Raw genomic sequence first — 15,376 nt, 5'->3', positions numbered from 1 at the left:
CCGATCAGTCAGTTTTTAGTGGCTGCTGCCGACGGTCAGCCGTCGACAACGAACGCACCAATGGCAGGGAAATAATGGCGACGGCGCCTCCGGTGACAGGTGCATCAATCGCAAACCGACCCTGGTGCGCTTTCACCACCGCCTGGACCACGGCAAGGCCCAACCCGGTGCCATGGGATTTGGTGGTATAGAATGCTTCCAGCAATTGACCTGCCTCCTCCCTGGTAAACCCGGGGCCGTTATCGCTCACGCGAACCACAAGCTCGTCTTCGACGGACACAACGGCAACCTCAATCTCTGTTGCCCCTGCCTCCACACTGTTATTCACAAGGTTGGTACAGGCGCCAACCAAAGCATCGCGATTGCACATCAGCGCCGCACTGCTCACCTGGTTACTCAACTCCACCGACACACCAGCAGGAAGTTTCAATCCTTCCAGCGCCGAAGCCAGCGCCTGGACCAGGGTGTCGACAGACAACTCCTCAGCCAACCTCGTCTCGCCTCGGGCGAAAATAAGCATGTCACGCACCTGTTGCTCCAGATGCGTCAAACGGGACATCAACCGGGAGGCACAACGCTGACGCATCTCTTCGTCGAGGTCTTCCTGGCTGAGGTGTCCACCATAGAGAATCGCAGCTGAGAGCGGTGTACGAATTTGATGGGCCAGGGAGGCCACCATCTTGCCCATGGCGGAAAGACGCTGGGCATGGGCGAGCTGGGCTTGTAGATGGCGGGTTTCTGTAAGGTCCGTCAGTAGAATCAACTGCCCAGGCTGGTTTTCCATGGTACGAATTTCGATACTGACCCGACGACCATCCTTGAGTGACACTTCATGGCCATCATCACGCCGGGGCGCGAAACAGCGACGGATGACATCCACCCACCGCTCTCCATCAAGGGGCTCCCCCAGTAGCATGATCGCGGCCGGATTGGTCTGCGTCACCACACCCTGGCTGTCGAGTACCACAACCCCTGCCGGGAGCGCATGCAGCAACGTCGACAGCCGGTCCGCCAGCTCCTCTTTCTGCTCCAGCTCCGCCTGGCGCTGCTGGGACTCTGCCGACAACTCACCGGACAACTGGTTCACGCGGGACTCGAGCGTACGGTAGGAGTCAGTTATCTGCCGCGACATCTGATTGAAGAGCTCGAGCGCCGTACCCACGGCTTCATCGTCCTGCTCGGGAAACAGCGCCGTCACCTTGTCATTGACATCAGCCGCCGCATTGGCCGAAGACTCCTTACTGGCTGAGGATGCCTTCGCCGACGACAAACCAACAAATTGCAACTGACTCATACACTCGCCCTCTGACCGGGCCTTGAACCCGGCCCGTACCAATCGGATGGATCGTTTGGACGAGATTAAGCTAGCGTCATGCCAACTTTAATTTTTGTTTATTTTTCAACAAGAAAGATATAACGGAAAGTGTAAAATGACGGATTTCCGTCACCCAGAAACAACGATGGCGCCGAAGGTTACAAACCTTTGACGCCATCAGAAACCTACTTTGAGAGGGATCGATCAGCTTTCCTCGGACTCCTCATCCCGAAGCCCATACTTCCGAACCTTCTCTACCAGTGTCGTCCGCCGAATCCGCAGCTTCTCGGCCGCCCGAGCCACCACTCCCCCGGCTTCATCCAGCGCTTGCTGAATCAACTGCTTCTCAAGGTTGGACAGGTAATCCTTCAGATCGATGCCGTTTACCGGCAGCAGGGCTGGCGCATCCAGCCCCACCAGCCCAGGGATACTGGATGGCATTCCGGAGTCTTCCACTGGCCGGTTCTCATCGTAATCGTCCACGTAGCGAAACTTCTTGGGCAACTCCTGAACCCCGATGACACCGTAAGGGTGCATAATCGCCAACCGCTCCACCAGATTCGCCAGTTCGCGGACATTCCCCGGCCAATTGTGACGGAAAAGACTCATGATCGCCGCCGAGTTCAGTCTGACAGAGCCGCGCTTTTCCTTTTCCATGCGCGAAATCAACTCATTGATCAGCAGCGGAATGTCTTCCACCCGATCACGTAAAGCGGGCATTTCGATGGGGAAAACATTCAGACGGTAATAGAGATCTTCACGGAAATCGCCCGTTTCGATCATGTCTTCGAGGTGCTTATGGGTCGCGGCAATGACCCTGACATCGGCTGACTGGGTCCGACTGCTGCCAACACGCTCATAAGTCCGTTCCTGCAGAACCCGCAGAATCTTGACTTGCATGCTCAACGGCATGTCCCCGATCTCGTCCAGAAACAGGGTGCCACCCTCGGCCATTTCAAACCGACCGATCCGTGAGGTGATCGCACCGGTAAATGCGCCCTTCTCGTGCCCGAACAATTCACTCTCCAGCAGTTCTGCCGGAATGGCACCACAGTTGACCGGCACGAAGGGCTTGCCGCGACGGGGGGAATGATAGTGAAGATTTCTCGCCACCACCTCTTTACCGGTCCCCGACTCCCCCGTAATCAGTACACTCACATCCTTGTCGGCCACCTGCTCCATCAGTCGGCGCACCGATTGTACTGTTCGACTCGTGCCGACAAGACTGCGGAAAAGCTGCAGACCACGTTGCTGGCCCCGTTCACGAGAACGTGCAAACTGATCCCGGTAGATCTGCGCACGGTAGAGAGAGTCCACGAACTTGGTATAGTTGAGCGGCCATTCCATGCGGGCGATCACCCGGCTGATCTCGTCGTCGGACAGGCCGGCCAAATCGGGGTCACCAACCAACAGCAGAGGCACACCCTTCGCGGCCGCACACACCTTGGAAATAGCAGTGGCCACGCCATCATCCTCGCCGTTGACGATGGCAACGGTAATGGATTCCAATTCGTCGGCGTCACCGCCGCTCAGCAGTGAATGAGCATCGGCCCCGACGACAACACCCTCCTCGCCGATAAACTCAAGGATGGTGGAAATATCACGTCGTTTCGCATCGTCCTCGCTGAGCACCAGCACCTTATTATTCTTCGACATCCAAACGAATCTCTTGCGGGGATTTGTGCGGTATTTAAGACTGTAAGTGCGCTCGAGTCAATTTTATGACGCTATTTCGGGCGATTTAACGAGACGTTTTGATAGGCTTTTGCAGCGCTGCGATTCTGATTCACCCCTTTGAGCGCTTTCTGAGCTTCCGCCTTGGCTTCATTTGCCGAAATATTGGCACGGTCACAGAATGTCTGCAGAGCTGCCAACCGCTCCCTGACCGGCTCAGGGCTCAACTCGCCGGCCTCAAGGGCCGCCATAACCGGCTCGATCGTTGGTTTGACCAGGCCATTCAGACGGGACAGCTCGTCCCAGTTATTCTCCGCAAGCGCGGTCTTCAGGTGTTCAACCAGGGTATCCACTGCCTCAAGCTGTTCCGGTACCGACATAATTGCATCTCCTTGAAAACGGGCCGGCAGCCCCGTGCCTCAACCGGCCCGGGGCTGCCGGCCATCAGCGGCGGGCTGCTCTGCGGGCCGCCGAGGCAGAGAACTGATTGCCGCGGAAGCCAGGCTCGAAGTCGTAGGCAGGGAAGTCGTTATCCAGACCATCAATGTAGTAGCGCTGAGCGCTTAGATCGTAAGTCATCTCCATGGTAGTCCAGAATACCGGCTCACTGTAATAGCTGATATTGTGAGCTTCGGACACTCGCCAGAGTTGATCGTTGCCGTCGTACTCCTCCGTCGCAAGAATCTGCCAGCTATCTTCGTCGACGTAGAACACCCGGCGGGCATATATATGGCTGATACCGGTCCGCAGTTTCGCTTCGACAACCCATACCCGATGCAGCTCATACCGGGCCAATTCCTGGTTAATGTGCTGGGGCCGAATGACATCGTCCGGCTCGACATCCGCGTCGTGAAGCTTGTAGGCATTGTAAGGTACAAAGATCTCACGCTTGCCTTTCAGCTCCCAGTCGTACTGGTTAGGGGCGCCGTTGTACATGTCTTTCTGGTCCACTGAGCGCAGCGATGACGAGTTCGGAAGATCGGTTTCATAGGCCAGGTTCGGTGACCGGCGCAGTCGCCTTGAGCCGGCATCGTATCGCCATGCGAGCCGGGGTGAGCGAATCTGATCCAGGGTTTCATGAACCAGAGTGATGGTGCCCGCGAGACTGGATGGCGCGATGGTGTCTGTTTTCAGGTAAAAAATCTTGTTATCAATATCGGCGAGGTTCGCACCGCGGCGGCTGTAGGCAAAGAAATAGTCGTACTGGTTAACAACCTGGTTATAGGAACCGTTCACCTGGGGCGTCGCTGAAGCGCTACGAAACGACAGCTCCTCCCCGCGATAGCGCAGAATGTGGTTCCAGATCACCTCCAGGCCATTCTTTGGAATCGGGAATGGGCTGGTCATGATGGTGTCACGCACACCGTTACCATTGGCCAGAAGTTCCGCGCTGCGGGCATTTTCCCGGGACTTTTCGTACACATCTTCCGGGAAAGCCGCGCTTCGACGGGTTTGATACACCGGCATCACAAAGCCCGGGCCATATTGCTCAAGCATACGGATGTGTCCGTCGGTGAGCTTGTCACGGTACAGGTCCACATTGTCGCCAGTGATAACAAACAGGGGCTCGTCGTCGGGGAACGGGTTAATTTCCACCTCTCCCTGCTTCCAATCAGCGGGCGGTTTGGTGAGCCCTCCCGTCCAAGCCGGAATGCTACCTGAGGCATTACCCTTTCGTTCAGCTCCAACTGGCGTCAAATCGCTGCCCAACCGCTCAACTTCGGATTCACTGACCTTTGCCAGTGCAATTCCCGACAACCCAAACAATGCCACTGCACAACCTGCGATCCATTCCCATTGGTTCCGCATTCCCTATCTACCTCCAAGGTAAACGATCAACCCATGTGTCATCCACGGTTTGGCATATCCACGCAGGAAACCACAACAGGCGATCGTATGTTATTCAATCGGGGCGCCTTTTTGCCAAATTCAAACGATCGTTTCAAGTGAATCTTTGTAGTTTCTTGTCAAAACCGCCAAACCAACGGGGGGAGGAGAAATTCACAAAGGAAAATGTTATAGTAGGCGATTAATTCATCGCACAGCAGTGGAACCACCCTCAGGTACTACCATGGCGTCACAGTGGCACTCATTGGTTTCCCAGAAAATATTCCTGGCTCGCAACCTGTTGGGGCAACTGGAAAACAGCGACAGCGTTCCAGCGAAAGAAGCGCTATTGCAAGGGACCATCGAGCTGGCACTCAGGGCTCGAAAACTGGTGCTGGTGATGATCGCCAGAATGTATCAGCACCAACATAGCCAGCCTGATGACCTTGAGGCACTGGGTGAGCTGATCGGAACCCACAGCCCGGAAATAGCCGAACTGAATCAGTTGGCCAATGACGGGCGAAGTTGGTGGAATCACCTCGAACAACTTGAGCGGTATCAGGGCAATCCACCGATGGCGCGAAAAACGGTCAGCAGTGAAAACGTGATTGCCGTTGCAGCTGACACCGGCCCGGATCGCTCAAAACAGGCCCTGGCAACCACTCTGGGCGCGATGAAACACTTTATCGATATCCTCGAGGACCGGCACAGCGAGTGGTAAAGAACCTCGCCGTTGCCGAAGCCAACGGGAATGAACTGAAAGGCTAGCTTAATGTCACCATCGTTTTTCGAAATCGTACAACTGAGCAACGGAGACTATGCGCTTCGCCGTATCGACGACGACAGTGCACCGCTGGTGCAGATATCATTTTCGACGGAAGCCAGGGAGATGATGGAAGACCGGGACATGAACGTTGCCAAAGCTATGATTGCGGCCGGCATTGAAGCGGTCGGTAACGTTGCCCATGATATTGACTGGGAAGACGAAGAGCCGGACGCCCAAGACATCCGGCCCTCCTATACACTTCACTGACGATCAGCGCTGGCGCAGCACCACACCATGGCTGTTACCCCGGGCCGAAGCCTGTTCCAATGATGCGAGCGCTTCACGTCCGAGTTTGTGCGTCCACATGACTACTGCGTGACAGGTGCCAGCGCTCAGCGCCCGCTCGGCAAGCTCCCCGGCCGGATAATCTGGAGTGGACCTCAACACCAACAACTCGCCCGCAACGATGCCACGCATGGTCTGCCACTTACTGACGAGGCTTTGGGGCGGATCAATCCAGGCTAACCAACGCTTTTCCTGATTCAACTGCGTGAGCATAGGCAGCAATAGCTGGAAGTTTTCAACCTGCCCTTCCGGCAGAATGATCTCTGTGACATTGCCTGCCGGTTTGGCTGGGCGACTCCTGGCAGTAGGCGCCCTGGCAGTATCACGGCCGCTTATACCGGCAACCTCTGAAGCGACAAACCTGCCGCCTCCGTGAGCATAGGCCAGATTCTGATTAAAGCTGAGTTGTTCCATGATAAGCCTCACCTGCCGTTAAGCCGCGTCCGCGGTGTTCAACACTCAACGAAACACAGCCGGATATGTCCGGACACCCTGGGGGTGTCAGTGAAGGTCCGAGCGCCGTATAACCCCGACGCCGAGCCCCTCAATGAAGAGTTCCTGTTCTGTCAGATCCACTTCTATGGGTTCAAATTCCTCATTCTCGGCGATCAAATACACTTTCGAGCCTTCCTTACGGAATCGCTTGACCGTGACTTCCTCACCCACCCTCGCCACAACCACCTGGCCGTTGTGCACATCGTGGGTTCGGTGCACCGCCAGCAGGTCGCCGTCAAGGATGCCAATGTCCTTCATACTCATGCCGCGTACCCTGAGCAAATAATCCGCCGAGGGCGAAAAAAATTCAGGCTGCAGGGTGCAATGATCTTCGATATGTTCCTGTGCCAGTATCGGACTGCCGGCCGCTACCTGACCGATCACCGGCAAACCAAGGTCAGCCTCTACATCGGGAAGACGTATTCCCCGGCTGGCTCCCGGCACCATCTCGATCGCTCCCTTTCGGGCCAGCGCCCGCAGATGTTCTTCTGCGGCATTGGCAGAACGAAATCCAAGTTCTGCGGCAATTTCTGCACGGGTCGGCGGATACCCGGTCTCGTCAAGGTAGCGACGAATAATATCCAGTACCTGTGTCTGCCTAGCTGTCAGCTTCATTTAGGTTGCCCCGGTTAGCCCTGTTTTTATATACAGTGGTTTGACTATATACAGTGTTTTATCCAGTGTAAACCCTGTAAACGCAATTTTTCCTTAAGCCGGACTGAATGGCGGTCCACCGCGCCTTGGCGCATGACTGTGTTAAGGTGATCACAACCAAATTAGGGAGTCGCTTGAATGAGCAACAGATGTAGGTTACCGGACATCCTCAAGACGGATGACGGCAAGGAACGCAGAGTTGGCGTTGAAATTGAGTTGTCCGGCCTCGGTTACGAAGATCTTGTCTCGCTGTCCGCAAAACTGCTGGGAGGCACTGGAAGATCTGTTGCGCGCTATGTGTCCGAGGTTGAAACGGAACTCGGTGACTTTACCATCGAACTGGATTCAGACCCGATCAAGGACCTTGATCTGGCAGACGAGCGTCTTCCCGAGTCCGTCAGGGAACTTGGCGGTCAAGCCATGAGCGTGATCGACGCAGCCGCCGAGAAAATCGTGCCTCTGGAAATCGTCAGTCCTCCGCTGGCTTTCAGTAAGCTGGAACGTATAGAGACACTTTGCGATGAGCTTCGCAGAGCCGGCGCACTGGGCAGCCGGGAGGCGCTCTATTACGCCTTCGGTTTGCAATTGAATCCGGAGCTACCAGACCTCAGTGCCACAACGCTGGTTCGCTACCTACAGGCCTTCGCTGCTCTCTATGAATGGCTGAAGGCACGCCACCAGATTGATTTCAGCCGTAAGCTGACCAGCTACATTGAGCCATGGAGCAGCACCTACATTGACCTTCTGATTTCCGAGGATTATGCGCCAGACATGGAGAAATTGATGCGGGACTACCTGCATTACAACCCTACCCGGAACAAGGCTCTGGACCTTCTCCCGCTGTTCGCACACCTGAACAGCGGTTTACTGGCAGAATACGTTGAGGATGAACGCATCAAAAGCCGGCCAACACTGCATTACCGGCTACCCGACTGCGACATTGATAACCCTGACTGGCATTTTTCCACGGTTTGGAATGACTGGGTTGTGTTGGAACAACTGGTGGCCAACGCTGATGACTTATCAAAACTGGTTACGGAGTTTCGCAACAGTCGCAAACTGAGCCTCCACAACCTGACCCACAGCTGGATAGACACGTCCGACCAGTGGCTTCGGTCCGGAAACTATGTCTGAAAGCCCGGTAGATAAGCCTGAACATCCGGGCCTTACGATTGGTATCAGCGGCCCGGCACGTCGCAGTCTCGCCCACCGGCTGATCACCTTTGCACTGCGCCTCCATGGCGCGCGTACCCATTTTATTCGCCCGGGGTCAAAGGTCGACGTCTCGCTGCTCGACGGCCTTGTGCTCTCCGGTGGCACCCACGTGCATCCTTCACGGTACGGACAGACGCCCCAGGTGACCGCTCGTTATGACCTCCGCCGTGACGAAACCGATGTCCGCCTGCTGTCCCGTGCTGAAGAACTGAACATCCCGGTACTGGGTATCTGCCGTGGTGCACAGTTCATCAATATTTTCCGCGGCGGGTCGCTATGCCAGAACGTGACGCCCCTGCGTGTAAACACCCGCCATCGCCCGTTACTGTTACCGCTACAGACTGTGCGGGTCGTCAGTGACAGCCGCCTGGGACAGGTGATGCGCAGCCCGGTCATTGGCGCGAACCGCATCCACAGCCAGAGCATCAAAAAACTGGGCACGGATCTACGCGTTGTCGCCGTGGACAACGACTCGTTTGTGCAAGCGATCGAGAATACACGTGGGCAATGGTTGATGGGCATCCAATGGCACCCGGAATACCTGCTTTATCACGGCGGCCACCGGCAGATTTTCAGCCATTTCGTACAGGCTGCGGAGGACAGGAAACTGGTTCGGCTGGATGAACCTGTCGAAGCCGGGGAAGACGATGGGTATGTGGCTCAAAACGGCAGGTAACGCTGTAACACAGCCTTGATTTCACGAATTTCCCGGGCGTCGTCGGGCAGAGCCGTTAAATAACGGGCTGCCCACTCTTTCAGTTGCGCGCGGGTGGTCACATAATGGGGGTCGCTCCCGGTCAGCCTGAACAGGATATCGCGCTCCCGGGGCGTCAACCTGACCTGATTCTCGTGCAATAACATGGAGATCCAACTATGTTCCACAGCATCCATCGATACCTGCTGGCCTCCACGGCCCTGATCGTGTTTCCCCTGGGCGCATCAGCAGCAGAAGTCAGCCTGAGCGGTCAGGCCTCAGTCAAGTATACGCCAGACAGCGCACGGCTGCAGTTTACCGCCCGCGCCGAGCACAAGCTTCCCGAGACGGCCACTGAGGAAGTCAACGAGCAGATGGAGAAGTGGCGGGAGAGCATCGAGGACTTCCGCGGCCAGCTCAAATCCTACAGCGACGCCTCATTGAACCTTTACAGCCGTTCGATTCCATCGCCAGAGCGTCACGAAGAACCCCGGCGAGTGGCCGTTGCCTCGCAAACAGTCAGCTTCACCATCGACGACCTCTCGCTGCTCAACCCGATTCTTGCGCAGGCGCAATCGCTGGGTATGGACTACAACGTCGGCCCCCATCAGTTTTTCCATTCTGATGAAGTCGGTTTACGTAAACAGGCCCTGGCGGACGCCATTGCCGATGCGAAATCACGCTGCGATTTTGTTGCCAGAGAATTGGACAAACAGTGCGGCGAGGTGATGACCATTAACGTCGATGGCCGCCACCAACCCCCGATGCCAATGATGGCGGAAATGCGAGGCACCTCGGACGCTGTCTCCGAGGTCGGTTCCCGCGAACTGGAGGCTCGGGTAAGCGCGACCTTTGAGCTGGAGTAAACCGCCCGCTTAAAAATCTCGGGTGTAGAAAATATCCAGGGAGGCTGCCAGGCCACTGGCAGCCTCAAGATAGAAATACCGACCGATGTCGTAGCGCAACGCTACGGTGGTAATCGGCTGGAAGATCCCGACCCCATAGCGAATGCTCAGCTCGTCCGTCAGATAGCCGCTTGCCACCACAGCCGATTCATCGCCGGAACCCTCCGCTTCAAGCGTCAGGTTACGAATCCCGAATTCCTCGCCAATGCCCTGGGTTACCTTATTGGCCTGGGTTAGCCCCAGGGAGATGGCCGCCCGACTCATCTGGCCCTCGTCACCCCGACTTTGGGGGGCACGGCCCAGAATCACATAAGAAAGTGCATCGGTCTGGGGCATCTCGGGTTCGGAGAAGACTTCAGTCTGAGGCGCACTGACCGGGCCACTGAGCCGGATGCCGGCCACTACGTTATCCACGGTCCGCACCGCCTCAATGTCCAGATACGGTTCTGACAGGGGGCCCACAAACACCAGCCTCGCGCGACGCAGATCAAGTTCCTGCCCATAGGCTTCGTAGCGCCCTTCAACCAGTTGCAGGGCGCCTCTGGTATCCAGGTTGTTGCCGATACGCAGCGTACCCTCAAGGTTGCCTGTCAGACCAAAGCCACTGAAACTCACTTCATCTTCACCCACTACCACGGTGACGTCCATATTCAGGGCGCGTAGGCCACCTTCCTTTTCTTCGGCGCCGACGACGACCTCATCCTCGGATACGGAAACCGCCTGGGCGGGCAGCTCGCGGATTTCGATCGTGCCCCGGGGTACGTTCAGGTTACCGGAAACCGACAGGTTGCCACCTTCGTAGGCGATAGTGATATCCGGCACCAGCTCTACTTGGGCGTACGGTTCATAGCTAAAGGGCAACCGGTCACCGGTCAGCCGAACCTCCACCGAGGGTTCCGCCTCCCAGGCCAACACCCCTTCTATATTGCCGCTTCCACGTTCGTTACTGCGCCAGCGCCCGGACAAATCCGCACTATAACCCTTCAGTTCAAGGCTAATGACCAGATCCTCAAGTGGAATCGGTAATCGTGGGTCGGCAATGTGGCCTCCTGAGAGTGCAAGCTCGCCATTCACCGCCGGCTTCATTAGCGGCCCAGACAGCGTCCCATCGCCGTTAAGCTCCCCTTCAACAACTTCCAACCCGGCAAATATACCGGCCATGGCAATATCCAGGCCTTCGATGCTGAATTGCCCATCGACATCACGGGCATCGCTATTCGGGTCAACCGACATGCCGACAGAGAGATTACCAATATCGGGCCCCTCTAACTGCAGGTCCAACTCCGCGACGTTCGGCTTCAAGCTCAGGCGGGTGGTGAAGGTGTTGTAGCTCAGACTCTCCCATTCGTCCCTCACCTGCACCTCAAACTCGCCGGAACCGGCGTCGATGGATACTTGGCCGTCTGGTCCGTCTTCCGTCATGACCATTTGCAGGTCAGCGTTCAATGTTGCGTCCCAACGCAGGGATGCCGGCAACAGGGGGGCTAACGCCGTGGTCGGGAAGTTTTCAATGCGGTAGGCGATGTCTTGAGTCGGTAGCAGAGTCTGGTTCTCGGCACAGACAGAGGCCTGCTGCCATTGCCAGCAGTGCTGCCCCAGTGTGAGCCTACCGGCTTCGGTATACTCAAGGGCCGCGGGCTCTGACAGCGTCCACTGCTGACTATGGGCGGGCACACTTATCTGCCCCTGTTCAAGCGCACCTGCCCAGGCGTTCCAGCTTTCCGAGGCATCCCCGGCCAGCAACAGCGACAATTCCGCCTCTTTGTGGCGGGCATTGAGCCTGAGTCGGTGATCATCCCGAGTTCCCGTCAGCGCCAGCGACAAATCTTCCAATAGCTGTTCGCCATAACGCGCTTCCGTTCCCCGAAGATCCGCCTGGATGTTGAATCCTTCGCGTAGCGAGGCCGTCAGGTCCAGGCTGGCAAGGCTCAACTGGTCCTGCCATGCCAGGTCGGTGCCGGTTAGTGCTACCTTGCCCTGGGGTTGGTCCACGGTGCCAGAAACCGATGCAGTACCATTGACCGAACCCGCCAGCCCCGGCAGGAAGGTTTCCGGCGCCGGCAGGTTCAACTCCAGGTTGCCGTCGATCTGTTGCCCCCAGCGGCCCTGGCCTGTCACTCGGTTGTCCCCGACCTCAAGCTCCAGGTCCGACAATGTCCAGTTGCCGGCATCACTTTTCAGCGCGCCCCGTATCAGCGCCTCATTGGCCTGCCAACTTCCGGAAACGTCCCATTGAGCCTGCAGCGTAGGCGTCCCTTCCTCCTGCAGACGTCCGCTGGTATCCACGTCGCCGCTTAGGCTCGCTTCCAAGGCGGGGAGCCAGAAACCAGGGTTAAAGCTGTCCAGCGTCAGGCTTGCGTCCCAGGACAATTGATCAGCAAACGCCACGTCCGCACGGCCGCCGAGGAAACCCGCGCCAGTATTGACGCGCAGGTTCGTCAACGCAACGGACTCCAGGTCACCCTCAAGATCCCCCGCCATATCGGCGTCGCCCATGGGGCCGCTGACACTGGCGTCAATGCTCGCCTTATAGGCTCCCCCCTGGTACTGAACATCGCCATTGAATTGGCGCAAAGTGACCGGCGGCTGTTCAAAATCCGGAATCAGGCTGTACCAGGGAAACGCGTTGAGACTTACCTTGGCATCTGCCTGAAGCGCTTGCTCCCAGCTTACGTTACCGGTGACCAGGAGGCGGCCTGTCTCGACCTCCGTGGTGCCGGGACCGGTCAGCGCGAGCTCCAACCCTTCGAGGCCCTCTGTAGTCACCAACCCCTTCAATGACACGGGTATATCGCCTGTGGATCCGGGCAGCACGGTGCGGGAGTCCGAGCGGAAACCGTTCTCAAGGCTGCCTTTCAAGGCAACCACGGTGTCTGTCAGCACCAGGGTTTTCGGTAACCCCTCCGCCGGGACGAACCGGCTGGAACGGACAGTCAGTTCCGCCGGCAGGGAGCTGTCCAGCGGCGCCACCCGACCAGCCAGCGTGGCAGCAAGATAACCGCTGCTCTGGCCCTTTATTCTAAGGTCTGCTGCGCTCCCGGTCAGATTGAGTGCCAATTGCCAATCAGCGCCATACGGGGGCGGCAGCATCAGGCCAACCTCCAGATCCAGCGGCCAGTCGCCCCGGGTCTGGAGCCTGCCGGAGGCATCAATGCTGATATCATCCCGAACAAAGGCCAGGTTCTGCAGATGCCAGTCCGAACCGGAACCCTGAGCTTTGAGCTGGAGCCGGTCCCAGACCTTGGCATCGTTGAGCATCAAGGGGCCAAGGTTCACGTCCCGGACCACCAGCCCCAACGGAAGGTCGACGCTGGGTAGACTAATATCACCGCTGTCTTCTTTGGGCTCGCCCGATGGCTGCAGAGTCAGATCAATGCTGTCTGCCAGAAGCCGCTCCAGACAGAGCTGTTTGTTGAACAGGCAGGTGGGCGACCAGTCAACGACCGGCGACTCTACCTGTAGCCCAACACCGTAGCCCTGCCATGTCAGGGAGGCTGCCTGCCACTGCCCCAGCAACGAACCCTGCCCCTGCTCAACCTCGAGGCCGGGAACCTGATCAATCACCCAGGCGGTGCCGGTTTCCGAGCGCAGCGCCAGCACCAACAACCCAATCAATAACAGCGGTAGCAGGACAATAACGGCCAGCGCCACCAACAACCCGTTTCTCAGGCGTTTTGACCGTTTTGGTGTTGGAGTTTTCGCTTCGTCGCTCATAACTCCGGCCCCATGGAAAAGTGAATGCGCCATTCACCGCCAAACTCGGGATCCAGGCCTTTGGCGACGTCCAGGCGCAGCGGCCCGACCGGGCTGATCCAGCGAATGCCCAGGCCGACACTCGTCGCCAGTGGGTCCGACAGGTCATCCATGGCGTTGCCTTCGTCAACAAACGCCGCGACCCGCCAGTTTTCGGTAAACTCGTACTGATACTCGACACTGCCTACCATCAGGTAACGGCCACCAATGGCCACGTCCTCGCTGTTCCGGGGTGACAGCGTCTCATAGCCATACCCCCGCACCGTCTGGTCGCCACCGGCAAAGAACCGCAATGACGGCGGCACATCCGAGAAGCGATTGGTGGCCACGCCACCAAACTGGAACCGGGACAGGAAGCGGTGGTTGTCCGCCAGGGTGTAGAGCCCCTTTACCAGAACATTGGCATGGAGAATATCCACGTCGGAGATGACAGCACGGTGGGAGCCGGTCACATCGAACTGGATACGATATCCCCGGGATGGATCCAACGGGGAGTCCGCCTGCAGTTTCGAATACCCCAGTCCGGGCAGCAACAGGCTGCTCTGCTCGGGGTCGTCGTTGCCGATGCGAAAACGCTCACCTTCCCAGCGGATCGAGGCAACCTGCAACCAGCCGTTATCGAGCTGGTGTTTCCACTGCTGGCCAAGGGTAAGCAGCTCAGACTCCACGTCCTCAATATCCTCCCGCTGATAACCGGCGGAAAGGCGAATGGAATCGGTCATGGGAGGATCAAGGGGCAATTCGTACCAGGCGCCCACGTTTTGGCGCGGCGCCGAAAGTTCTGTCTGCGCGCCGCGGCGATGGCCCATGGGGTTGATCCAGTGCTCCCGCCAGTTACCGCTCAAACGCGGCCCCACATCCGTGGAGAAACCAACACCAGCGGCGACCGAGCGTGGAGGACGAGTGGTCAGGTCCACCGATACGGGTATCACTCCCTCCTCGGCTTTACCAGGCGAAGCGTCGATATCCACACCGGAAAAGTAGCCGCTGTTGGAGAGATCGCCGCTTAGCCTCGCCACCTTGTCGGCGTGATAAATCTCACCGGGCTCAAAGCGCACGAACTGTTCAAGCAACTGTTCCTCGAAGCCATGCCCTTCCTTGAAACTCACTTCCCCAAGGCGATACCTCACACCACTGCGAAAGACCAGGGAGATATCTGCCGTGCGTTGTTCTGGGTTGACTTCCAGCCGGCGGGTGGTGAACTCGCCATCAAAATACCCCAGTCGGGAGGCTCGGTTCTGGATGGTCTGGCGCAATGTGCTGTACTGGCCGTGGTTCAGCACATCCCCCTCTGCTGGTTTTTCCGGCAGGGTTCCCACGAAATCGGGATCCCGACTGGCTGGGCCTTCAATGGACACCTGTCGGGAACGAACGCGAATGGGTTCACCGGGCTGCACGGTCAATACCAGGCGAGCGGGTGTTTCGCCATCGCCGGGCTGCTCAACCACCTCCCACTGAATCATCGGGCTATAGTAGCCCAGCGCACGGAGTGCCTCTTCCACTTGCGCTTCGGCGGTGCTGGCGTATCGCCTCAGGCTTCCAGCGCTGCGCCCCTCAACCTCACCCAGAAAGGCTTCCGCATTATCCTGAAGCTGTGGATAGTCGCCCTCCACATTCACCTCCACCTGTTGCGCCCAGACCAATCCCGGCGTTGCCAATATCACCAGGCAGACCATCCCGACAGTGCGGAGAAACAGGAGTCTAATGTGGGAACACATCAAGCAGCGTTACTT

General features: G+C 57.6%; 14 protein-coding genes. 5 read left to right on the top strand and 9 right to left on the bottom strand.

Features of this window, described 5'->3' with window-relative positions; translation table 11 throughout:
* Nucleotides 1-4: 4 nt before the first annotated feature.
* From R1T46_RS10965 to R1T46_RS10950, 4 genes are all read right to left on the bottom strand, one after another.
* Nucleotides 5-1,294, bottom strand: coding sequence for a sensor histidine kinase (locus tag R1T46_RS10965; RefSeq protein WP_317305337.1), 1,290 nt, complete (start codon nucleotides 1,292-1,294; stop codon nucleotides 5-7).
* Nucleotides 1,295-1,519: 225 nt separating this feature from the next.
* Nucleotides 1,520-2,971 carry a sigma-54 dependent transcriptional regulator gene (locus R1T46_RS10960; RefSeq protein ID WP_317305335.1) on the bottom strand — a complete coding sequence of 484 codons (1,452 nt, stop codon included), beginning with the start codon at nucleotides 2,969-2,971 and terminating at the stop codon, nucleotides 1,520-1,522.
* Between the two features lie 71 nt (nucleotides 2,972-3,042).
* A complete protein-coding gene (locus tag R1T46_RS10955; RefSeq protein ID WP_317305334.1) occupies nucleotides 3,043-3,369 on the bottom strand; it encodes an SOS cell division inhibitor in 327 nt (108 codons plus the stop codon).
* 64 nt (nucleotides 3,370-3,433) lie between these two features.
* A complete protein-coding gene (locus R1T46_RS10950; RefSeq protein ID WP_317305333.1) occupies nucleotides 3,434-4,798 on the bottom strand; it encodes a DUF1329 domain-containing protein in 1,365 nt (454 codons plus the stop codon).
* 262 nt (nucleotides 4,799-5,060) lie between these two features.
* Between R1T46_RS10950 and R1T46_RS10945 the strand changes: the two genes are divergently transcribed.
* On the top strand, nucleotides 5,061-5,537 hold the full coding sequence (locus R1T46_RS10945; protein WP_317305331.1) for a DUF6586 family protein: 477 nt from the start codon (nucleotides 5,061-5,063) through the stop codon (nucleotides 5,535-5,537).
* Between the two features lie 51 nt (nucleotides 5,538-5,588).
* Nucleotides 5,589-5,849, top strand: a complete 261-nt coding sequence (locus tag R1T46_RS10940; protein ID WP_292047576.1) for a hypothetical protein — start codon at nucleotides 5,589-5,591, stop codon at nucleotides 5,847-5,849.
* A 3-nt stretch (nucleotides 5,850-5,852) separates the two neighbouring features.
* Here R1T46_RS10940 and R1T46_RS10935 read toward each other — a convergent pair whose 3' ends face one another.
* Entirely contained in the window at nucleotides 5,853-6,341 is a 489-nt protein-coding gene (locus R1T46_RS10935) for a cell division inhibitor SulA (RefSeq protein WP_317305330.1), read from the bottom strand.
* 87 nt (nucleotides 6,342-6,428) lie between these two features.
* The gene (gene lexA / locus R1T46_RS10930; protein WP_036204787.1) at nucleotides 6,429-7,037 is read right to left on the bottom strand and encodes a transcriptional repressor LexA; all 609 of its coding nucleotides are present in this window, start codon (nucleotides 7,035-7,037) and stop codon (nucleotides 6,429-6,431) included.
* A gap of 177 nt (nucleotides 7,038-7,214) precedes the next feature.
* Here lexA and R1T46_RS10925 point away from each other — a divergent pair, with 177 nt between their 5' ends.
* Together R1T46_RS10925 and R1T46_RS10920 are read left to right on the top strand one after the other, a co-directional pair.
* Nucleotides 7,215-8,210 (top strand): amidoligase family protein, encoded by a 996-nt coding sequence (locus R1T46_RS10925; RefSeq protein WP_317305329.1) that lies wholly within the window; start codon nucleotides 7,215-7,217, stop codon nucleotides 8,208-8,210.
* Complete coding sequence (locus R1T46_RS10920) at nucleotides 8,203-8,967, top strand: type 1 glutamine amidotransferase (protein WP_317305328.1); 765 nt, start codon at nucleotides 8,203-8,205, stop codon at nucleotides 8,965-8,967. The genes R1T46_RS10925 and R1T46_RS10920 overlap by 8 nt, the downstream gene beginning before the upstream one ends.
* Here the strand turns inward: R1T46_RS10920 and R1T46_RS10915 are convergent.
* A complete protein-coding gene (locus R1T46_RS10915) occupies nucleotides 8,952-9,146 on the bottom strand; it encodes a hypothetical protein (RefSeq protein WP_317305327.1) in 195 nt (64 codons plus the stop codon). The two genes, R1T46_RS10920 and R1T46_RS10915, sit on opposite strands and share 16 nt — an antisense overlap.
* Nucleotides 9,147-9,164: 18 nt before the next feature.
* On the opposite strand from R1T46_RS10915, the gene R1T46_RS10910 reads away from it, so the two are divergent.
* Nucleotides 9,165-9,851 (top strand): SIMPL domain-containing protein, encoded by a 687-nt coding sequence (locus tag R1T46_RS10910; protein WP_317305326.1) that lies wholly within the window; start codon nucleotides 9,165-9,167, stop codon nucleotides 9,849-9,851.
* A 9-nt stretch (nucleotides 9,852-9,860) separates the two neighbouring features.
* Here the strand turns inward: R1T46_RS10910 and R1T46_RS10905 are convergent, their stop codons facing one another.
* Nucleotides 9,861-13,604 (bottom strand): translocation/assembly module TamB domain-containing protein, encoded by a 3,744-nt coding sequence (locus tag R1T46_RS10905; protein WP_317305325.1) that lies wholly within the window; start codon nucleotides 13,602-13,604, stop codon nucleotides 9,861-9,863.
* Nucleotides 13,601-15,319 (bottom strand): autotransporter assembly complex family protein, encoded by a 1,719-nt coding sequence (locus R1T46_RS10900; RefSeq protein ID WP_317308299.1) that lies wholly within the window; start codon nucleotides 15,317-15,319, stop codon nucleotides 13,601-13,603. Before R1T46_RS10900 ends, R1T46_RS10905 begins: the two co-directional genes overlap by 4 nt.
* Between the last annotated feature and the right edge of the window lie 57 nt (nucleotides 15,320-15,376).

It is taken from the genome of Marinobacter salarius, assembly GCF_032922745.1.
In the GTDB taxonomy this organism is placed as follows: domain Bacteria; phylum Pseudomonadota; class Gammaproteobacteria; order Pseudomonadales; family Oleiphilaceae; genus Marinobacter.
This window is presented reverse-complemented; position numbering and strand designations above follow the sequence as displayed.